Source organism: Sphaerochaeta pleomorpha str. Grapes (genome assembly GCF_000236685.1).
GTDB classification, from domain to species: Bacteria; Spirochaetota; Spirochaetia; order Sphaerochaetales; family Sphaerochaetaceae; genus Sphaerochaeta; species Sphaerochaeta pleomorpha.
In genome coordinates this window covers 1,969,525-1,989,838 of the sequence record NC_016633.1, presented here as the reverse complement: position 1 = coordinate 1,989,838, position 20,314 = coordinate 1,969,525, and the positions used below count along the sequence as shown (strand labels likewise).

The following is a 20,314-nucleotide window of genomic DNA, read 5'->3' as shown; positions in this document are numbered from 1 at the left end:
TGTTTTAGGCACGAGTTTTTTATTGCTCAAGGTAATTTAGATTGAACAGAATTGATGCAGTTGCTATACTTTTGCAATGGAAAACACCGTAAATCTTCTCGACAGCAAGAAATTTGGCTATGGTTTCATAGCAGGGACCTTTCTTCCCAAAGGGGAAGATGAATATTATCTGAGAAACCGACAGGTATCTGCATCCTCCTCTCTCTGGCGTCAATTGAAAGAAGAGGAAATCCTTGTTTTGAAACAGAACCTCAACAGCTGCCAGAACTGGTCAGATTTACTTGTTACAGATCCTTTCGACCCAAGTCTGATAAAGAATTCCGAGTTTTTTGGATTGGTCAGGTTGGGGAAAATGGAAAAGAAGGTTGTGAGTTTCCATGACTTTTCCGTCCCGGTAGGAATCAGCAACAGCCGTATCATTTCCTGTGATATAGGTGATGGATGTGCAGTTTTCGACTGCTCTTACTTGAGCCACTATATCATCGAATGCAATGTCATTCTCTATAGGATCGGTGAGATGCTTGCTACCAACCATGCAAAATTCGGAAACGGAATCGTGAAAGAGGGGGAGGATCCCTCTGTACGGGTTACCATCGACATCATGAACGAGGCGGGAGGCCGTACTGTCTATCCCTTTTCCGACATGCGCTGCAGCGATGCCTGGATTTGGGGAACCTATCGAGACGATAGTGCTTTGATGGAGCGTTTCCAGGCCATGACCGATGCAGAATATGACAAGAAAAGGGGCTGGTATGGTTTTGTTGGCCAGCAATCAGTGATCAAATCGTGCGATACGATCAAGGATGTCTGGATTGGCGAAGGTTCCTATATCAAGGGAGCCAATAAACTCAAGAACCTGACCCTTCGGTCAACACTTGCAGAGCCTGTTCAGCTTGGGGAAGGCGTTGAACTGGTAAACGGCATTATCGGTGCCGGGAGCAGGGTTTTCTATGGATGCAAAGCAATTCGTTTCATTATGGGTGACAACTGCAATCTTAAATACGGAGCCCGTCTGATCCATTCCATCCTGGGTGACAATTCGACAGTAAGTTGCTGCGAGATGCTCAGTAACCTGGTTTTCCCAGGGCATGAGCAGCACCATAACAACTCATTCCTCATTGCAAGCCTTATCAAGGGCCAGTCCAATATGGCCGCAGGGGCTAATATTGGTTCAAACCATAATAGCAGGGGTGCCGATGGAGAGCTGGTGGCAGGGCGCGGGTTCTGGCCAGCCCTTTCGAGTACACTCAAATACGACTGCAAATTTGCCAGTTATGTCTTGATAGCCAAGGGGAATTATCCCTATGAATTGAATATACCCCTTCCGTTCAGCCTGTTGAGTGCGAATAACAAAGAGGATCGTCGTGTCATCATGCCAGCCTATTGGTGGATGTATAATCTGTATGCCTTGGAAAGAAACAGTTATAAATACCGCAAGAGGGACAAACGGAAAGTTATCCGACAGCACATTGAGACCGATTACCTTGCCCCCGATACTAGCATGGAGATTTTGGAGGCACGTAGGCTGATTCAGATTTGGACAGCCGAAAGCTGGAACCGTCAAGTAGGGGATGCCCTGTTGTATACTCCAGCCCAACTGGCCGAACAAGGCAGGCTGTTGTTGCAGACCCAGGGGAACATGGTTTCCAGCATAAGGGTTACTGCCGATTCTTTGGAAAATGGCAGTGAGCCGATGGAAATCCTTAAACCCGTTGAAGCCTACCGCTCCTATACCGACATGTTGCTTTTTTATGGAACAATAGCTGTCAGCAACTGGTGCCATCAGACTCATTGCACAGTTTCAGATTTCCAGATGGAAGCGGGAGAGCTTCTCGAGCCTTGGCTGAACCTCGGTGGCCAGCTCGTTCCCGAAAGAAAGGTAGAGGCGCTGAAAACCCAGGTCAGGGAAGGGGCGATAACTTCTTGGGATGCTGTTCACCAGGCCTATGAAACTTGGTTCTGTGACTATGCAAGGGATAAGGCTCTCAATGGTCTTGGTGTTTTAAAGCAGGTCCTGGGTCTCACTCTCCTTGATGCAGAGACTTGGCCCCTGTTGGTGGAAAAAGTGGTGAAGACAAGGTCCTATATCGAGGAACAAGTGTTCAAAACCAAGGAAAAGGATTTTAACAACAAATTCCGGGAAAGTACCTACCGAAATCATGCAGAGAGGGATGCTGTTCTGGGGTGTCTAGATGACAACCCCTTTGTAATGGAGTCGAAGCAGATCAGCCAGCAAATTATCGAAGAAGTTCGTTCGGTTGTTTTTTAAACTAGCGTATAAGGATAGGGGATGAATTCTGGGAAATTGCCGGTTCGGTATTCTCCCTTACTTTCCTGGCTATAATTTTTTCCAGTCTCGGCCTGTTATAGCGTTGGATCATGATAAAGGGAATATTTGCCAGCAGGCAGTAGAGTATGGCCCAGTTGGCATATGCCAGGTCTGCGTTGAGAATGAGGGGAATTGCCAAAAACAGGGCAATCTCATGGCAGAGCTCTGCCCTCACAGTCTCAAGTACGAATAGGCTAAGATATTCTTGTGACGATTCCTGCAGGTGGGCTTTGCAGAATTGGTCCCCTATTTCAGGTACCCGGCTCTTCCAGCTCTTGATATGGAGATACTGTTGGTAAATTTGTCCGTTTTGTTCCCACTGGTAACTCTTCAATTTCTTTCTGAGTACCTGAAGGGACTCTTTGCAGAGATGGTCTACTACTACCGATGCAACAATCTGGCTCATAACAAGAGCAGCGGCAAATTTCCCAGGGTTTATATCCATGGTTTTCCCCCCACTTGGTTTAAGTATGACACTATATATTAAATATGTCAAAATACAAAAAGTTAGTAGGAAAGACTTTGCTCTGAGACAACTCTCCTGATTTACCCAACAGGGATACATTGCGGATATTCAGGATCAAGCATCTATATTTCTTTTTTGGAATTCCTTAGCACCTTTAAAATAGTGCCTCCTGCACCCAGCAACGTTATTGCTACCAGAAATATCGAGGCAAGGGTGGTGAGGCGATCGTACGATCCCATTTCCTTTGGAATGAAATCGATAAACGCAGGGTTTACCAAGTCGTGTCGGTTCAGCACATAGATGAGGAATATAGTGACAGTAATATCAAGAACTGTGCTGGCTGCTAAAAGTTTTGCAGTCCATTGCCCGATTTGTATCTTCGCGATTCCCCTTACCATTGAGAAGGCCATCAGAATTGCCATTATCAGGATGTACGGTCTGATAAGATCCGCCTGGAACATCGGGATTGTCTTTTGCCCATTGATAAATACCGCAAACACCTCAGGGTTGCGGTAGAGTATTCCTGTCAGGATTGCGATGAAAACCGCAGAGGCAATGATATCTGCTATGCTTTCGGATTTCTTGATCTCCAGACTTTCCGTGGCCATTCTCTCCGGAAGGTCTTTGACTGACCATGAATCGTTCTTTGTCTTTACCTGGAAATAATCAATCAAGGCAAACGTGATGGTCACCCAGAGAAAGGCCCCGCTTAAGGCGCTTGCCGTATTGGTAATGATTGATGTGATGATCGAGGCTATCGTCGGCTCTGAGTTGAAGAACATGGTAATCAGGCTTATTGTAATGGTAACAGAGGCTAAAACCGTAGCCACCAGTTTCAATACGTACAGGTACAGGTCAAAGTTGTCGGGCCCGATAAGATACCTTGTCCTAGACCGGTAGGTGTCGGCAAGTTTTCCAGGGTCTCCCATCGAGTTCAGCACCTCTGCAACATCAGCTTCGCTGTAATCTGGGGGAAGCATATCCAGAATACTGCTTTCCAGTTCAAGGGATACTTCTTTTCGGTCTTTTTCACTTAGATGACGTACTACTTCCGAAACATAGCGTTTGATGAGATTATTCATTGGAATTCCCCCTGATAAGTTGTGAGATATGCATGGTATTTTCTTTCCACTCAGAGAGTAGCAGTGCGTAAAGGTTCTTTCCTTTTTCATTGAGCTGGTAGAATTTCCTTGGCCTGCTCTCATTTGTGTCCCAGCTGCTGTCAAGCAATCCCTGTGTTTCCAGACGTCTGAGTAACGGATAGAGTGTATTTGCTTCGATGTCGATCTGTTTTCCCTTCAGGATTTGCAATAGCGAGTATCCGTATTGGGGCGTTTTCAGCTGGCTGAGTACGCAAAGTGACAAGGTTCCCCTGTTCAATTCTGTTAGCAGGTTGTTCATCAACTGTTCTTCTTCCATAGGATCCCTCTGTTTTATTTATACTGTATGACACACATTATTGTCAATATATTAATAACATTGATTATTCCCAACTATTTGACGGCAATCTGTTTCAGTGCTAGAATATAGTTGTGGTGGCGAAGAAGGGGAATAACCGAAGAAACACCCAGAGTAGCCAGAGGGCCCTCCGTTGCGGAGGGCTTTATTATGCAAAAAAAGGAACCTCCTGTAAGGAAGTTCCTGCGTTGGAGCCAAAGGGACTCGAACCCTCTACCTACTGATTGCGAACCAGTCGCTCTACCAGGTGAGCTATGGCCCCGACTTTCAACTGACAAACTACTGCAGTGCGTGAAAACTGTCAACTATTACAAGAGTCGTCCTACAAGAATACCTACCCGAGGGATATCCCTGTTGGGTTTTGGAATCTGGACAGACCCTTTTTGAGAATCCATCCAGATTTTCAACTTTATCTACAGTACCGTCTTCAAGGAGGCAGTGATGAATTCCCTGAATACCGGATGGGCCCTGTTCGGGCGGCTCTTGAACTCGGGGTGGTATTGCACGCCGAGATAGAAAGGATGATCCTTCAACTCAACAGCCTCTACCAGGTTGCCGTCAGGACTGGTACCGGAAATTATCAGACCTGCTTCGGTCATTTCGGTGCGATACTCGTTGTTGAATTCGTATCGGTGTCTATGCCGTTCGTCTATGGCTTCTTGTTTGTAAGCTTTCTGCATAAGGGTTCCGTCAGCTATTGCACAGGGATAGGAACCCAGGCGCATGGTGCCGCCCTTGGGAATGTTTCCCTTCTGGTCGGGCATCAAATCAATGACCGTGTGTTTTGACTTTTTGTTGAATTCACGGGAGTTCGCATCTTCCATATGCAAAATATTCCGGGCAAACTCGATTACTGCAATCTGCATTCCCAGGCAAATCCCAAGATAGGGGATATTGTTTTCCCTGGCAAACCTTGCTGCCTCGATCTTGCCTTCGATACCGCGGTCTCCAAAACCACCGGGAACAAGGATACCCTGTACATCTGCAAGCAACATTGAGACCGTGTCAGGGGTCACGCTTTCCGAGTCGACCCATTTGATGGCGACTTGGCTCTCGTTCTCCCAGCCGGCATGTTTGAGGGCTTCCATGACAGAGAGATAGGCATCATGCAATTGGATATATTTACCAACCAACGCAATCTTTACACATTTGTCGGCTTTCTCGATGCGGCTGAGCATTGCTTTCCATTCTTTCAGATCAGGTTGTTTTGTCTTGAGGTTCAATTCCCTGCAGACGATATCGTCAAGATTTTCTTCTTTGAGCATAATGGGTGCCTGGTAGAGGACGGGAACGGTCTTGTTCTCGATTACGCAATCTTCCTTGACGTTGCAGAAAAGGGCAATCTTGTCTTTGATTCCCTGTTCGATCGGTTCATCGCTGCGCGTGACGATGATATCGGGGAAAATGCCCGAGGCCATCAGTTCCTTTACCGAGTGCTGGGTAGGCTTGCTCTTGTGTTCCCCGCTGCTGCGGAGGTAAGGGATCAAAGTTACATGGATGAACAGGCAATTGCCTTGACCGACTTCATGCCCGATTTGCCTGATGGCCTCCAAAAAAGGCTGGCTTTCGATATCACCGGTAGTTCCCCCGATTTCGGTAATGACTACATCGGCCCCGGTCTTTTCCCCCAGTGCATAGATGAAGTTTTTGATTTCATTGGTAACATGGGGGATAATCTGGACGGTAGATCCCAGGTATTCCCCATTTCTTTCTTTGGTAAGGACATTCCAATAGACTTTTCCGCTGGTCATGTTGGAATATTTGTTCAGGTCCTCGTCAATAAACCGTTCATAATGCCCGAGGTCTAGGTCGGTTTCCGAACCATCATCGGTTACGAATACCTCCCCATGTTGGTAGGGACTCATCGTTCCGGGGTCTACATTCATGTATGGATCAAGCTTCTGTGCTGCAATTTTCAACCCACGTGCCTTGAGCAATCGCCCGAGCGATGCTGCCGTAATACCTTTTCCTAGCCCTGATACTACTCCACCAGTTACAAATATGTGTTTGGACATACGTATCTCCTCTATAATTTCTTCTTCGTTTTTCTTCATCTTATTGATATGTTTTCAGGATTGCTGAAGCAACCTCATATCGGCTTTTTCTCAAATCCATCGCCTGTTTCTCAATATAACGATGTGCTTGCTGTTCATCCATACCAAGATTCTGTATCAACGTCCATTTTGCCCGATCTATGAGTTTTATTTCTTCAATTTTCTTTTGTAATTTGTTGTTTTCGTTTTGAAGCACGGTAAGACGCCTGCGCATCGAACGTGCGAGACCTAACGTCTGGAAAAACAATTGCTTGATTACCGGCTTTGCCACAACCAGGACTCCACTTGCTCCCATGATGGTTTCAGTGGTCTCCAGATATTGGCTTCTGACCACCATGATTACACCGGCTAAGGTCTGTTCGGTAATCATGGAAGCCAAATCCTCCCCTGATTCATCGATCAAGGGGGCATTTATTACTACCAGGTCGAATTCATTATCGAAGACCATTCTCCTGGTTTCACTGCAACTTGCACTGGTAGCGATGTCAACATATCCCTCATACTCTCTGATGAGGGCTGAAAGGGATTCACACCCTTTCATTGTTGATGAAGCTACAAGGACACGAAGCATACAGCCTCCTGGGATTAGGTTGTCAAAAAGAAAGGCTTGCGGCTCTCTTGTGTTTTGTCGCTGCTTTCTTCATAGGCTTTCCAATCGGCTTTCTTAGCCTCAAGGAAATAAGTTAATAACCGTTCAGGGATGACCGAGCGCACAAAACTGCTGTTCTCGGCAAGCTCCATAGCCTCTGCAAGGGTTGAAGGAAGGGTGGTGCCATCCTTTTTCTGATAAGCATCCCCGCTATCTTCCAAAGGCATTTTCAAATTTTCCTTTACCCCTTCCAATGCCGAGACGATCAGCAATGAAAACGCCAGGTATGGATTGCAGGAAGGATCTGGGGACCTCACCTCGATTCTCCTATATTCCCCGCTTGACTCAGGAACACGAATAAGTAACGACCTGTTAGCCTTTCCCCAGCCTACGTACCGCGGGGCTTCAAATGCACCCAGGCGTTCATAGGAATTGACCATCGGATTGAGGAACAAGGTGATTTCCCTGATCCTTCTGAGTATTCCTGCGGTCATAGCTTCCTCGAAACGCTTGTCCATTATCCCATCCCGTGAAAGGGAGAGATTTATATGGAGCCCGCTTCCGCTTTCTCCAACCAACGGTTTTGGCATAAAAGAAGCAAAGAGTCCGCTTCTGTCAGCAATAGTCTTTACGACCGACTTGAACGTCACAAAGTTATCTGCGGCTTCCAAGGCCGACCCATATTTAAAGTCGACCTCATTCTGTCCAGGTCCTGTCTCATGATGTGATCGCTCGGTATAAAAACCCATTTGCTGGAGGGTCAGGCAAATTTCCCGCCGGACGTTCTCTCCTTTATCTAATGGTGCTACATCAAGATAACCGCCATTGTCAAGAGGTTTCATGGTAGGCATGCCTTCTTCATCGGTTTTAAAAAGGTAGAATTCACATTCGGGGCCTATTCCCATTTTGAAACCATCAAGGGCAGCTTCCCTGACTTTTGACTGTAAAAGGGACCGGCCGTCACCTTCAAACGGTGTACCGTCAGGACGCATGATAGAACAGAAAAACCTTACAACCCTTCCCTGTGAAGGGCGCCAGGGAAGAACTGCCAGGGTTGAGGGGTCGGGGAACAGGAATAGGTCACTTTCATCAATCTGGAGGAAGCCTTTAACCGCTGATGCATCAAAAGAAATACCTGAAGCGAAGGCCCTTGGCAGTTCATCCTCCGAGATGGAGATATTCTTCATATGACCGAAGATATCACAGAAAACAAGGCGGACAAAACGTACATCCTGCTCCTTAATAAACTGCATTACTTCATCTTGTGTATTGGTCATTGCTGTCCTCCCGGGATTATACATAGGTATACAACATCTTGTAAGGCGTGCTTGAGTTTGGCCTTAATACGAAAAAATGGTGCGATAAGACAGCTTTTTTGTCTAGGTCAAAGACTTGGCAAAAAGCCTCAAGATTGTCAGAAATCTCATCCATGTCCTCTTTCGTTGCATCAGAGGCTGAAACCTGTTGCGGTAGGTCTGATGGTAGAGTATCACATCTGAGGTAAATTTTTCCACCATGCATACCTGTTCCACAGAAATATCCTACAGGAGGTTTTCCTTCTTGGTTCAATCCAAGGACGATAATCGTGCCTCCTGCGAGGTACTCACCGAGAAAACTGCCAGCCCTGTCTCCGACGATTAAAACAGGTTGTTTTTCCTGGTACGCTTTCATATGGATACCTGCCCGGTAGCCTGAGCTGTCACGGATAAAGATTCGGCCACCACGCATGGAATACCCGGCGGCATCGCCACAACTTCCATGGACGATGATAGAGCCTTCATTCATGGTGTCCCCTGTAGCATCCTGGGCATTGCCGTTTACCGTTATGGTAGATCCATCGAGATAGGAACCGAGGGCATTTCCTGCTGTCCCGTTTATGGTGATAGCCTTGTTTTTGAGAGCACAACCTATGTAGCGTTGGCCATTCACATCGTCAAGCTGTAATTCCGTATCCTGACATTCCCGTATTTCCCGATTCAAGTCCTGGAAATGAGTCAATCCTACTTGTATGGTTTTCATTGTGCATCTCCCAGTTTCTGTACCCGGTCTTTCTTCGCGAACGCCATCAGCATGGGCTGTTCGCTTATCAATTCGAAATCGATTGTGGAAAGATCCGTCTTGTTCCTGACCAAGGACGTATAGATACCCGCCCGGTCGATCATGTCCCCGATAAGGATATAGCCAACGAGATGGCCGTTTTGGATAAACAGCCTTTTATAGCCTGCTTTTGAGCGAATTACGATAGCTTCCCCGATATAGGACCCAGCCGTAATGATATGCAAACCAAAGAACCCGATTGCATTCATTGCCATGCCTTTGTCGAAAGAGGCACTCTCTCCTGCCATGTTCTTTCCGGCAATTTCTCCCTGCATATAGGCATTGGGAAGAATGGCCAAGACCTTTCGTTCCCCACTGACAAAGTCTACGCCCTCTGTACAGTCTCCTGCCGAATAGATGTCCTCGAGGGAGGTCTTGCACTGCTCGTCGATCAAGATGGCCCGGTTGGTAGCTCCCCCTGCATCTTTGACCAGCGAAACATTGGGCCGGACGCCTACGGCGAGTACCACAATATCGAAACCGACTACAGTCCCACTTTTCAACAATGCATCATTATCCTGGAATTCGGACACGCTGTCGCCCAGGATGCAGGTTATGCCTTTTTCGTGCAGGTGTTTTTCTACCAGGCTGGACCCTTCTTCGTCAAGGATGCTTGGAAGAACCCTTTTTGCCAGGTCAACGACGGTTATTGATTTTACCCGGTTGTAGATACCTTCGGCACATTTAAGGCCGATGAGACCTGCCCCGATGATCAGGACTCTGCTATCCTTTGCAATTGATTTCTCAAGTTCATTGGCATCGTCGAGTTTCATGAACGAGAAACGGTTCTTCACTGCTTCAAGGTTTTTCATGGGAGGGACGAACGGGCAGGAACCGGTAGCGACAAGGAGTTTGTCATAGGGATAGGTTGCCCCATCCTCCAAGATTACGTGTTTTTCGCCGGAATCGATTCGGGTTGCCTTTTTTCCCAGAACAAGCTTTACCTGGTTCTGTTCATAGAACTCGGGTGATCGATAGACCATTTTTTCCTTGGTGGTCTTTCCTTCGAGCAGGTAGGAGATGAGCGGACGGGAATAACACTGGTGGGCTTCATCTCCAATGACTGTAATGGTTCCCGCTTCGTCGATTTTCCTGATGCTCTCGATACATCCGACCGAGGCAATTGAATTTCCAATGATTACATAGTTCATATCACCGCTCCTCAAATACGATTGCCTTGTTCGGGCAACCTTTGACGCATTCGGGGTTTCCATGTGTATTGGAAGTACACAGTTCACATTTTTGCATAACGCCATTTTCGTTCGGCATCAAAGCCCCGTACGGACAGGCCATGATGCAGGAAAAACAACCTACACATTTACTCTGGTCGATTACGATCAGCCCATCTGTCTGGGAAAGTGCGCCTGCAATGCAGCTTTTCACGCATAGTGGCTCACTGCAGTGACGGCAGTTGACTGCAAAGCTGATGCCGTCCTTTTCCTCTACCTTGATGCGCGGCCTGATAATGGCATCCTTGAGGGCCTTGACCATATTCTCTTCACCGGAATTTGCATAGGCACAGTAAAATTCGCAGAGATGACATCCAAGGCACCATTGTTCATTGACGTAAACCCTTCTCATTGTATTCTCCTATTGTCCAGCGTGCATAATCCCAAGGATCTCCAATTCGGTTTCGGTAAGCCCGATGCCCCTGAGCATGAGGCGGTTGCCTCTGAGGGCCTCTATTGAGTTGATACCCATTCCCCCCATCATCTCCTTGATCTCATGGTTCCAGGCAGTAATGAGGTTGACCAGCCGTTCTGACCCGATTTCAGGGTTGAGACGCTTTACCAGCTCAGGCCGTTGGGTTGCAATACCCCAGTTACACTTGCCCAGCTGGCAAGTCCTGCAAAGGTGGCAGCCAAGGGCAAGCAAAGCACTGGTTGCGACATAGATGGCATCGGCACCGAGGGCGATGGCCTTGATGACATCGGCACTGCTTCTGATGGAACCCCCGACTACCAAACTGACATTGTTTCTGATTCCTTCCTGCCTGAGCCGGCGGTCGACACTGGCAAGGGCAAGTTCGATAGGAATCCCGACGTTATCCCTGATCATGGCAGGGGCAGCACCTGTGCCTCCACGGAATCCGTCGATGGCAATGATATCGGCACCGCTACGGGCAATGCCTGATGCGATGGCAGAAATGTTATGGACAGCGGCAACCTTTACAATGATAGGTTTCTTATACTCGGTCGCTTCTTTGAGGGCATAGACAAGTTGACGTAAATCCTCGATGGAATAGATATCATGGTGAGGAGCCGGACTGATGGCATCTGCGTGCTCGGGGATCATTCGGGTCTTGGAGATATCTTCCCCTATTTTTGCCCCGGGGAGGTGCCCGCCGATTCCTGGTTTTGCACCTTGCCCCATTTTGATCTCGATTGCAGCGCCTGTGTTCAGGTAATCGGGGTGTACCCCGAATCTACCCGAAGCAACCTGCACGATGGTGTTTTTTCCATATGTATAGAAGTCCTCGTGCAGACCACCTTCCCCGGTGTTGTAATAGATGCCCAGCTTCTCCGCTGCAAGGGCAAGGCTTTTGTGCGCGTTGTAACTGATGGACCCGTAGGACATCGCGCTGAACATGATAGGTATGTTCAAGGTAAGCTGGGGAGGGGTGTCGGTGATAATCTTGCCGTTTTCATCGCGCTTGATCTTTGGCGTTTTCTGCCCAAGGTAGGTTCTTGTCTCCATCGGCTCACGCAGTGGGTCGATGGAGGGGTTTGTTACCTGGGAGGCATTTATAAGCATCTTATCCCAATAGACAGGGTAGTCTTTGGGGGTTCCCATGGAAGCCAGGAGTACCCCGCCGCTTCCTGCCTGACGGTAGATATTCTGGATTACTTCGCCTTTCCAGTTTGCATTGGCCTTGAAACAATGGTCAGTCTTGACGATTTTCAAGGCATGGGTGGGGCAGAGGGAGACGCATCGGTGGCAGTTGACGCATTTGCTGTCGTCAGCGACCATCCTGTTGGTGTCTTTGTCAAAACTATGTACTTCGTTTGCACATTGGCGTTCGCAGACCCTGCAGGTAATGCATCGCTGCGTATCTCTCAGTACTTCAAAGTCGGGATATAAATAATTGATTGCCATATGCCATTCCTTTTACTTGTCGAGGGTAATGATTACCGGTTGCCCGCCACTTGGGTGCCACACCCTGGTTGGGTTTGGTTCGATAATCCTGATAGCGGCCTCTTCGCTTGCGAGATACACCATATCGTCTTTTTCTGCTGCTACCAGGGAACGGAGCTTCAAGCGATCGTTGAGCGCCATCAGTCCTCCGTTGAATCCGAGGATGATGGAGAAAGGTCCGGTTATGAGCATGCTTGCAAACGTATTTCTCAAGAAAGTGTACTCAGCTTTCTCAGCCTCGCTTTTCCTCTCGATGGTCGACCAGAAGGGGGCTGCAATTACGTGTGCCAGCTCTTCAAGGGTCAAGCCTTGCCGACGGTTCAGATAGTCGATCATATAGGTGATGACCTCGGTGTCGGTCTGGAGGGTGCAATGGTACCCGAACATCTCGATGAAACGCCTGTTGGCGTCATAGGAGGAGATTTCCCCGTTATGCACTACCGAATAGTCAAGAAGTGCGAAGGGATGTGCCCCTCCCCACCAGCCGGGGGTGTTGGTAGGATACCGACCGTGTACAGTCCAGGAATACCCTTTATAGTCGTCAAGGCGGTAGAATTCACCGACGTCTTCCGGATACCCGACGGCTTTGAAGACACCCATGTTCTTTCCGGAGGAAAAGACATAGGCTCCCTTGATATTTGTATTGATTGCTATTACGCAACGGGCAGTATATTCCTTCTCATCTAGTTGGCTGCTTGCCAGTTTTGTCGGGAGCGGAGTGACAAAATATCTCCAGATCAGGGGTTCATCGGTAATATTGGGATGTTTCTCTGTAGGGATTTTTGACAGGTTGATCAAATCGAAATGTTCTTCCAGGTAATCTTCACAGGCTTTCTTGGCCTCATTGCCGTAATAGAATATATGGAAGGCATAGAAATCTTTGTACTCGGGATAAATCCCATAGCCTGCGAATCCGCCCCCAAGACCGTTGGAACGGTCGTGCATCACGCTAATCGACGTGATAGCGCTTCTTCCGGAGAATCGGGTTCCTTTCTTGCTGATGATGCCACTGATTGCACATCCGCTGGAATACCGTTCCTCTCCCTCAAGTGGTAATCGTTGGTGATATTCGTCCATGGTGTTCTCCCTCAAAAAATGAAAAAGACGCCCACCAAACGAGACTTACCTTTTGCAAGTCTTTTTTGGTGGACGTCTTTGTCCAGAGTTAATTGGAATCATCATACAGAAGATGGAAAACTTTGTCACGAGGGTGGCTAAAAATATATTTTTACACTTTTTTGGGTTAATTCGTTGACAAGCAAGGCTTATTTGCAGTAGAAAGGTGGCATCAGCAAAGGCGCTGTAGTCTCTAATTGGGCTACGGCGCCTTTCTCTTTTTCCCGATACAGAAATCGGGAAGGGGTTGGGTGGCTCTCTCCTTTCTGTCGCGGCCAATCGGCGTTCAGACTGACGAAGGGAGTAGCCAGATACCCCATGAAAATTGCTTTGGAGGAAAAGGGAATGGAAACAGTAGCAGATTACTTTGGTTCTATGGTATTCAATGATAAGAAAATGCGTGAATGTCTGCCGAAGGAGACATACAAAGCCCTCAAAGAAACAACTCGGGAAGGCAAAGACCTTGACCTCAACATTGCAAACGTGGTCGCGCATGCCATGAAAGAATGGGCTCTGGACAATGGGGTTACCCACTATACCCACTGGTTCCAACCTATGACAGGAATTACTGCAGAGAAACATGAGAGCTTCATTACCCCTACAAAAGATGGTCTTGCTCTCTTGGAATTCTCCGGCAAGGAATTGATCAAGGGTGAGCCTGATGCATCTTCCTTTCCCTCCGGTGGCCTGAGGGCAACCTTTGAAGCCCGTGGCTATACTGCATGGGATCCAAGCAGCTACGCCTTTATCAAGGAAAAGACTCTGTGCATTCCCACCGCTTTCTGTTCCTATAGCGGGGAAGTATTGGATAAAAAGACTCCGTTGCTCCGTTCCATGGAAGCTATCAGCGAACAGGCTGTCAGGATTCTCCATTTGTTCGGAAAGACCGAGGTCAAGCGTGTAGTTACCACCGTTGGGCCCGAGCAGGAATATTTTCTTCTCGACAAATCCCTTTTCCTCAAGCGCAAGGACCTTATCAATGCTGGCAGGACCCTTCTTGGTGCCCGTCCTCCCAAAGGACAGGAGATGGAAGACCACTATTTTGGTAGTCTCAAGCCACGGGTAGCTGCCTTCATGCAGGAACTCGATACCGAATTATGGAAGCTCGGAATCCTTGCAAAGACGGAACACAACGAAGTTGCCCCCAGCCAGCATGAACTTGCACCCATCTTTACCAGCAGCAACATTGCAACCGATCATAACCAGCTCACCATGGAAATGATGAAGAAGGTTGCAGACCGTCACGGCCTTGTCTGCCTGCTTCATGAAAAGCCGTTTGCAGGCGTCAATGGATCGGGTAAGCATAACAACTGGTCCATCTCCACCGACACCGGCGTCAATTTGCTTGAACCTGGTGATAGTCCCAAGGACAATGAGCAGTTCTTGCTTTTCCTGGTTGCCGTCATTGCAGCAGTCGATGATTATCAGGATTTAATGAGAGTTTCTGTTGCAAGTGCTGGAAACGACCACCGTCTTGGCGCCAATGAGGCTCCTCCTGCCATCGTTTCGATGTTCCTCGGTGACGAGCTCACGGGAATTCTCGATTCCATTGCCAATGGTACGGTATCTGCGAACAAAGCACGTCAGTCGATGCTTCTTGGCGTTCATGTACTTCCCCATTTCCCCAAGGATACGACTGATAGAAACCGCACCAGCCCGTTTGCTTTTACCGGAAACAAGTTTGAGTTCCGCATGCTTGGCTCTTCGTTCAGCGTATCTGGTCCGAACATCATTCTCAACACCATCATTGCCGACCGTTTGGAAATTTTTGCCAGACAGCTTGAAGGTGCAAAGGATTTCTCCCTTGAACTGGCCAAACTTGTCAAGGAGACCTACCAGCAACACCGTAGAATTGTATTCAACGGCAATAACTACAGCTCGGAATGGGTTGAAGAAGCTTCCCGTAGGGGTCTTCTCAATCTTAAGTCGACAGTTGATGCCCTGCCTACTTTCATTGCACCCAAGAATATCGAAGTGTTCAAGAAATTCAATATTTTCTCGACTACTGAAATCCATAGCCGATATGACATCGTCATGGAAAACTATTCGAAGACCATCAATATTGAAGCTTTGACCATGGTTGATATGATCAGAAGGCAGATAATGCCAGCAGTCAGCCAATTTACAGGGAATCTCGCTTCCTCTGCTGTAAGCAAGCATGCATTGGTTTCCTCACTTTCCCTGTCCTATGAAACCGAGCTGGTTTCACAGTTGAGCAATCTATGCGATAGCCTTGCAAAAGAAACAGAAACCCTTGAGAAGCTTGTAGTTGAGGCAAAGATGATCAGTGACATTACCGAAAGTGCACGTTTCTACCATGCCCAGATTCTTCCCGAAATGGCTACTGTTCGTGCTATCTGTGATGAAATGGAATTGTTGGTTTCCGATAAAGCCTGGCCGTTGCCGACCTATGAAGAACTGCTTTTCTCAGTATAATTTTCTCAATTTGTATTGCAACCTCCTTTTTTCTTCTTTGAGGTCTCCCTTTGACAAGGAGACCTCATTTTTGGGTAGAAGTTTTTTGTAATTTGAAATATCGTTATTCTTTTTACTGAAAGAATGGTATCATAATGGCATTTAGCAAAAGGGGGTTGGAAGCATGGAATCAGAGAATTTGTCAGAACTTTCCCTATCTCTTTTCAATACGATCCCCGATCCTTTTCTGGTTATTTCTGAAGATGGCATCTATCTTGAGGTTTTTGGCGGAACAGAACGCACCCTTTATGATGATGCACATACCTTGAAAGGCAGGAACCTTTTTGATTTCCTTGAACCTGAATTTGCCCGTTTCTTTATGGATAAAATCACGGAGACACTCAAAGGGAACACCCTCAATTGTTTCGAATATGAACTGCAGACCGAACAAGTCGACCTTCCCGATAAAAATGGTCCCGGGGGACTTCAATGGTTTGAGGCACGTATGTATCCCTTGCCGAGCCCCTATAAGGGCTACCGTGCAGTAACTGCTATGCTTATCAATATTTCAGAGCGAAAAATCCTGCACCAGAGATTGAATGATCTGTCCTATCTCGACCCTCTGACGGCGATTGCCAACAGAAGGTTTTTCCTTGAACGTATAACCGAAGAACTCCAGAGGTATTTGATCAACAGGGTTTCAGTGCATGTCCTTTTGTGTGATATCGACCATTTCAAAAACATCAATGACAACCATGGGCACCTTGCGGGGGACTATGTCCTCAAGGAATTTACTTCAATTGCTAAATCTGTCTTTTCGGTTTCCCATACGATTGCCCGTTTTGGCGGGGATGAGTTTGTCATTTCTGTAGTCGGCCTGACTACAGAGCAAGTAATGCAGAGGTGTGAACAGCTCAGGCAGTCAGTGCAGGACCATCCGTTCGTCTATGAAAACCAGACAATGAATATTCAAGTGTGCATCGGGGTTTCAGAGGTTTCTTCTTATGATACGGATATTTCCAAATTGATTGGTAGGGCTGACAAGGCTTTGTACCTTGCAAAGGAAACAGGGCGAAACAAAGTAATTTTTTTGAAGTGATGTAAAAAAGCCCACAAGGCTCAGAATATTCTGTTGCGTACCTGTATAGAGATCGGAGGGTTCATGATTATCGCACTTATCAACAATATGGCATTGCTACTTTCTTTGAGTGTGGTATACGCAACCTATCCTTTTAAAGAATATCAAACGCTTCGAGACCATAGCGTCATTATCGGTTTTATCATCGGGTTTGCCGGAATCTTGATCATGATTAATCCTGTCGTGCTTAGTTCAGGAATCGTCTTTGATTCCCGCTCCATTCTGATTTGTGTTACCGCTATGGCCTTTGGTGCTGTCCCGACCCTCATTTCTGTTGCCATGATGGCTGTGTATCGGGTTTGGATAGGGGGAGCGGGAATGATAAGCGGTTTGTCGACTATCGTATTATCAGCTTGCATAGGTTCCCTCTGGCATATGTTCCGATATAAATATGTCTATCTGAAAACCCCTTTTCTGGGGCTTGAATACCTTCTCATTGGTTTTATAAACCATGTGGGTATGTATTTTTCCATGTTTTTGTTGCCAGAGCCCTTTCGCTATGCAGTTCTGGAGACAATGACTATCCCCATCCTTGTTTTTTATCCGATAGGGACCTTCCTGCTCTGTCTGCTCATTTTCAACCAGGTCCATCGGTCTGCCATAGTCAGGGACCTTAAGGACAGCGAAATCAGGTTCAAGACGATGTTCAAGCAGGCTCCCATCGGCATGTCCCTGACCGATTTCTATACGGGAAAGATTTTGGACGTGAATCAGAAATACCTGGAGATTTTGGGAATCCAGAAAGATAGACTCCTGCAGATGGAATGGAAAGATATAACCTTTTCCGATGACCTTGGCGTATCTGCAGAACTTTCCAAGAAAATGAGGGAAGGCGATGACGGGCCGTTTTCCGTTGATAAGCGTTTTATACGGGGCGATGGGCAGATTGTATGGACCAATCTAGCCATCACTGTGGTGTATATCGGTCCAAAAGAAGAACGACAGTCACTCTGCATGACTACTGATATTTCCCGAAGGAAGAGCGAAGAGCAGAGGATTTTGCAGGCGATCAACCACGATTATCTTACCGGAATGTATAACAGAGGTCATTTTGAAGATTATGTTCGTGACCTTTCTTTGCAGGATAATCTTCCTCTCTCGGTTGTTTTCGGGGATATCAATGGGTTGCGCATCATCAATGAGGCTTTTGGCCGAGAGGAGGGCAATGCGCTGATAAAGCGTATTACCCTGATTGTCAAATCTTTCTTGAGGGAGAATGATTATGCTGCCAGGGTCGGAGGGGACGAGATAGCATTGATTCTCCCTAATACCGAGGCAAAGAAAGCAGAGCAGATGATTTTATCTATCCAGGAACAGGTGGCGCAGATACAGGTTATGGCTTCGGTCCACCCTTCAATCACCTTTGGGCTTTGTGAGCTCTGCAGTGAGAACGACGACCTTAACGATGGGATCAAGAGTGCCGAAAAGGATGTAGGGAACAGGAAGCTTGTCGAAACTCCCCATATGAGAGGGCAGGCTGTCTATGCAATCATCAATACCCTGCATGAGAAAAACAAACGGGAGGAACTGCACTCGAGAAGGGTTTCCGCCCTTTGCGAGAACCTTGCGGTGGCCTTGGAGATGAGCGAGCATCAGGTAAGTGAGATCAAATTGCTGGGATTACTCCACGATATCGGAAAGATTGCCATCAGCGAATCGATTTTGAACAAAGAAGGGAAACTTACGCACGAAGAGTGGTCTGAAATGAAACGGCATCCTGAAATAGGCTATCGTATCCTGGTTTCTGTCGAGGAAATGAATGTACTTGCCCGACATGTGCTGGCCCATCACGAACGGTTTGACGGGAAAGGGTATCCAAAAGCCTTGAATGGGTATGAAATTCCCATTCAGGCCCGTATCATATCCATTGCTGATTCCTTTGATGCCATGACGAGTGAGAGGACCTACCGAAAGAGTGTCAGTTTCGAGGAAGCGGCTCTCGAGCTAAAGAGAAATGCAGGGACTCAGTTCGACCCTGACCTTGTGAGGGTCTTTGTGGAGAGTGTCCTGAAATTCGGTTGGGATGGGTTGTCTTGACTTTTCTCCTTGTTGCCTTCCAAGGTTTTGATAGTCAACCCATCGATAAAGACTGCCTTGCCATTGTACGAGAATAAGCCGAACAGAGTACCGGTAAATGTCATGTACATTGTGGTTTCCGTGCACAGTCCTGCAATTGGCAATCTCCCAACCAAAGTATCATTGCAGAAAAAAGAATAGGATTCTCTATCTGTCATGATTTCCAAATGCATTCGATTTCCTGAAATTGGTGTTTTGCATTGAATTGCTGTCAACCCATGGATTGTATAGGCCAGGACAATTGTTCTGTCACTGATTACAAGGTCATAATGATAATCACTATTATAGAAAGCAGTAACTCCATAATATTCAGCCTGGGATTTTTCTGTGTCTACGGATACTGAAAAAACTTGGGAGAATGCTGTCTGGCGGTAACAAAGCAAAGCGGGGATTTTCTTGTTTCTGTCACCGTGGTCATCAACGATAAGGGTTTCTTTGGCAATCCTGAAATAATTTTCTCTTTTATAACGAAGATATTGCCAGGGATGGGCGTCGAATTGGGCATCAAAGGGAATTGTCAGTACCTGATTTCTAGTGTCAGATATAATTTTGGTTATTCCGTCTGAACCAATAACTGGCCACCCAGCGCTACTCCAGGATACTTTTTCCATGAAAGTTTCCCTTCCGAGGTTATGGAGCAAGGCTTTTCCGAATTTTCTGATACCTAAAAAGACTGCATACCAGTTGTTATCTTCATCTTGGAACATATCGACATGCCCAGTTGCCTGTACAGGATTTTCCTTTTCCCCTACCTGCGAGAGAATCGTGCTTTTAGTCGGCCCTTCATATGGACCAGTCAGGGAAGTGGACCTTGCAATGGTTTCATGGTGGTTGTATTCTGTCCCCCCTTCTGCCGTGAGTAGGTAATAATACCCTTCTTTTTTGAAAATATGAGGACCTTCAACTGAATGACCTCCATTCCCACGGCTAATCAATCTAGGTGTTGACAACGCCTTTCCTGTCTGTACATCCAGATAATATCCGATAATACCCCTGACATTTCCTTCGCTTCCCGTTGAACAGTAAAAACAGGAACCGTCGTCATCCCAGAATAGTGATGGATCGATTCCCTTCGTCCCGATAGAAATAGGCTCAGACCAAGGGCCTAGGATATTTTTCGTAGTAATGAGGAAATTCCCTATAGTTGCCTTATTGGTACAGACTATATAGAACTGATTGTCATGGTATCTGATTGTTGGGGCATACAACCCTGCAGAATTTTTGCTCGTTGAAAGATCAAGATGCTCTTTTTTAGTCAGGGCAAAACAACAGAATTCCCAGGTAATGAGATTGTCGCTGCTATATATGGGAAGCCCTGGGAAATACTCAAAGGTTGAAACGACAATGTAATATTTTCCATTTGCCTTACAAATCGAAGGATCTGGATTGAAACCAGGGAGGATTGGATTGTTGAACATTTTTTCACCACCTTTGCAAATTA

16 protein-coding genes and 1 tRNA gene are annotated in these 20,314 nt (G+C 46.9%); 4 read left to right on the top strand and 13 right to left on the bottom strand.

Features of this window, described 5'->3' with window-relative positions; all coding sequences use genetic code 11:
* Positions 1 to 76 precede the first annotated feature (76 nt).
* Positions 77 to 2,269: a DUF4954 family protein gene (locus SPIGRAPES_RS09045; protein ID WP_014270458.1), complete on the top strand. Its 2,193-nt coding sequence runs from the start codon at positions 77 to 79 to the stop codon at positions 2,267 to 2,269.
* A gap of 1 nt (position 2,270) precedes the next feature.
* Here SPIGRAPES_RS09045 and SPIGRAPES_RS09040 read toward each other — a convergent pair whose 3' ends face one another.
* From SPIGRAPES_RS09040 to SPIGRAPES_RS08985, 12 genes are all read right to left on the bottom strand, one after another.
* The gene (locus tag SPIGRAPES_RS09040; protein ID WP_014270457.1) at positions 2,271 to 2,774 is read right to left on the bottom strand and encodes a glycosyl-4,4'-diaponeurosporenoate acyltransferase CrtO family protein; all 504 of its coding nucleotides are present in this window, start codon (positions 2,772 to 2,774) and stop codon (positions 2,271 to 2,273) included.
* Positions 2,775 to 2,917: 143 nt separating this feature from the next.
* Positions 2,918 to 3,877, bottom strand: coding sequence for an HAAS signaling domain-containing protein (locus tag SPIGRAPES_RS16590; protein ID WP_014270456.1), 960 nt, complete (start codon positions 3,875 to 3,877; stop codon positions 2,918 to 2,920).
* Positions 3,870 to 4,214 (bottom strand): PadR family transcriptional regulator, encoded by a 345-nt coding sequence (locus SPIGRAPES_RS09030; protein ID WP_014270455.1) that lies wholly within the window; start codon positions 4,212 to 4,214, stop codon positions 3,870 to 3,872. The genes SPIGRAPES_RS16590 and SPIGRAPES_RS09030 overlap by 8 nt, the downstream gene beginning before the upstream one ends.
* A 228-nt stretch (positions 4,215 to 4,442) precedes the next feature.
* Positions 4,443 to 4,515, bottom strand: a tRNA-Ala gene (locus SPIGRAPES_RS09025).
* Positions 4,516 to 4,666: 151 nt separating this feature from the next.
* Complete coding sequence (locus tag SPIGRAPES_RS09020) at positions 4,667 to 6,268, bottom strand: CTP synthase (protein WP_014270454.1); 1,602 nt, start codon at positions 6,266 to 6,268, stop codon at positions 4,667 to 4,669.
* Positions 6,269 to 6,308: 40 nt separating this feature from the next.
* Positions 6,309 to 6,878 carry an ANTAR domain-containing response regulator gene (locus SPIGRAPES_RS09015; RefSeq protein WP_014270453.1) on the bottom strand — a complete coding sequence of 190 codons (570 nt, stop codon included), beginning with the start codon at positions 6,876 to 6,878 and terminating at the stop codon, positions 6,309 to 6,311.
* Between the two features lie 14 nt (positions 6,879 to 6,892).
* Positions 6,893 to 8,173 carry a glutamine synthetase family protein gene (locus SPIGRAPES_RS09010; RefSeq protein WP_014270452.1) on the bottom strand — a complete coding sequence of 427 codons (1,281 nt, stop codon included), beginning with the start codon at positions 8,171 to 8,173 and terminating at the stop codon, positions 6,893 to 6,895.
* Between the two features lie 16 nt (positions 8,174 to 8,189).
* Complete coding sequence (locus tag SPIGRAPES_RS09005) at positions 8,190 to 8,915, bottom strand: GltB/FmdC/FwdC-like GXGXG domain-containing protein (RefSeq protein ID WP_014270451.1); 726 nt, start codon at positions 8,913 to 8,915, stop codon at positions 8,190 to 8,192.
* A complete protein-coding gene (locus SPIGRAPES_RS09000; RefSeq protein WP_014270450.1) occupies positions 8,912 to 10,144 on the bottom strand; it encodes an NAD(P)/FAD-dependent oxidoreductase in 1,233 nt (410 codons plus the stop codon). Before SPIGRAPES_RS09000 ends, SPIGRAPES_RS09005 begins: the two co-directional genes overlap by 4 nt.
* A gap of 1 nt (position 10,145) precedes the next feature.
* On the bottom strand, positions 10,146 to 10,574 hold the full coding sequence (locus tag SPIGRAPES_RS08995) for a 4Fe-4S dicluster domain-containing protein (RefSeq protein ID WP_014270449.1): 429 nt from the start codon (positions 10,572 to 10,574) through the stop codon (positions 10,146 to 10,148).
* A gap of 9 nt (positions 10,575 to 10,583) precedes the next feature.
* Positions 10,584 to 12,089, bottom strand: coding sequence for a glutamate synthase-related protein (locus SPIGRAPES_RS08990; RefSeq protein ID WP_014270448.1), 1,506 nt, complete (start codon positions 12,087 to 12,089; stop codon positions 10,584 to 10,586).
* A gap of 12 nt (positions 12,090 to 12,101) precedes the next feature.
* Complete coding sequence (locus SPIGRAPES_RS08985; protein WP_014270447.1) at positions 12,102 to 13,205, bottom strand: class II glutamine amidotransferase; 1,104 nt, start codon at positions 13,203 to 13,205, stop codon at positions 12,102 to 12,104.
* A 384-nt stretch (positions 13,206 to 13,589) separates the two neighbouring features.
* Between SPIGRAPES_RS08985 and SPIGRAPES_RS08980 the strand changes: the two genes are divergently transcribed.
* The 3 genes from SPIGRAPES_RS08980 to SPIGRAPES_RS08970 all read left to right on the top strand — a co-directional run bounded on the left by SPIGRAPES_RS08980 (position 13,590) and on the right by SPIGRAPES_RS08970 (position 18,834).
* Entirely contained in the window at positions 13,590 to 15,680 is a 2,091-nt protein-coding gene (locus SPIGRAPES_RS08980; protein ID WP_014270446.1) for a glutamine synthetase III family protein, read from the top strand.
* A 163-nt stretch (positions 15,681 to 15,843) separates the two neighbouring features.
* A complete protein-coding gene (locus SPIGRAPES_RS08975; RefSeq protein WP_014270445.1) occupies positions 15,844 to 16,758 on the top strand; it encodes a sensor domain-containing diguanylate cyclase in 915 nt (304 codons plus the stop codon).
* 63 nt (positions 16,759 to 16,821) lie between these two features.
* Positions 16,822 to 18,834, top strand: a complete 2,013-nt coding sequence (locus SPIGRAPES_RS08970) for an HD domain-containing phosphohydrolase (protein ID WP_014270444.1) — start codon at positions 16,822 to 16,824, stop codon at positions 18,832 to 18,834.
* Here SPIGRAPES_RS08970 and SPIGRAPES_RS16585 read toward each other — a convergent pair.
* A complete protein-coding gene (locus SPIGRAPES_RS16585) occupies positions 18,762 to 20,291 on the bottom strand; it encodes a glycoside hydrolase family 43 protein (RefSeq protein WP_014270443.1) in 1,530 nt (509 codons plus the stop codon). The two genes, SPIGRAPES_RS08970 and SPIGRAPES_RS16585, sit on opposite strands and share 73 nt — an antisense overlap.
* Between the last annotated feature and the right edge of the window lie 23 nt (positions 20,292 to 20,314).

Bases quoted from the DNA above. Each gene is read 5' to 3' on its own strand.
- SPIGRAPES_RS09045 (WP_014270458.1), top strand. From the start codon at position 77: ATGGAAAACACCGTAAATCTTCTCGACAGCAAGAAATTTGGCTATGGT.
- SPIGRAPES_RS09040 (WP_014270457.1), bottom strand. From the start codon at position 2,774: ATGGATATAAACCCTGGGAAATTTGCCGCTGCTCTTGTTATGAGCCAG.
- SPIGRAPES_RS16590 (WP_014270456.1), bottom strand. From the start codon at position 3,877: ATGAATAATCTCATCAAACGCTATGTTTCGGAAGTAGTACGTCATCTA.
- SPIGRAPES_RS09030 (WP_014270455.1), bottom strand. From the start codon at position 4,214: ATGGAAGAAGAACAGTTGATGAACAACCTGCTAACAGAATTGAACAGG.
- SPIGRAPES_RS09020 (WP_014270454.1), bottom strand. From the start codon at position 6,268: ATGTCCAAACACATATTTGTAACTGGTGGAGTAGTATCAGGGCTAGGA.
- SPIGRAPES_RS09015 (WP_014270453.1), bottom strand. From the start codon at position 6,878: ATGCTTCGTGTCCTTGTAGCTTCATCAACAATGAAAGGGTGTGAATCC.
- SPIGRAPES_RS09010 (WP_014270452.1), bottom strand. From the start codon at position 8,173: ATGACCAATACACAAGATGAAGTAATGCAGTTTATTAAGGAGCAGGAT.
- SPIGRAPES_RS09005 (WP_014270451.1), bottom strand. From the start codon at position 8,915: ATGAAAACCATACAAGTAGGATTGACTCATTTCCAGGACTTGAATCGG.
- SPIGRAPES_RS09000 (WP_014270450.1), bottom strand. From the start codon at position 10,144: ATGAACTATGTAATCATTGGAAATTCAATTGCCTCGGTCGGATGTATC.
- SPIGRAPES_RS08995 (WP_014270449.1), bottom strand. From the start codon at position 10,574: ATGAGAAGGGTTTACGTCAATGAACAATGGTGCCTTGGATGTCATCTC.
- SPIGRAPES_RS08990 (WP_014270448.1), bottom strand. From the start codon at position 12,089: ATGGCAATCAATTATTTATATCCCGACTTTGAAGTACTGAGAGATACG.
- SPIGRAPES_RS08985 (WP_014270447.1), bottom strand. From the start codon at position 13,205: ATGGACGAATATCACCAACGATTACCACTTGAGGGAGAGGAACGGTAT.
- SPIGRAPES_RS08980 (WP_014270446.1), top strand. From the start codon at position 13,590: ATGGAAACAGTAGCAGATTACTTTGGTTCTATGGTATTCAATGATAAG.
- SPIGRAPES_RS08975 (WP_014270445.1), top strand. From the start codon at position 15,844: ATGGAATCAGAGAATTTGTCAGAACTTTCCCTATCTCTTTTCAATACG.
- SPIGRAPES_RS08970 (WP_014270444.1), top strand. From the start codon at position 16,822: ATGATTATCGCACTTATCAACAATATGGCATTGCTACTTTCTTTGAGT.
- SPIGRAPES_RS16585 (WP_014270443.1), bottom strand. From the start codon at position 20,291: ATGTTCAACAATCCAATCCTCCCTGGTTTCAATCCAGATCCTTCGATT.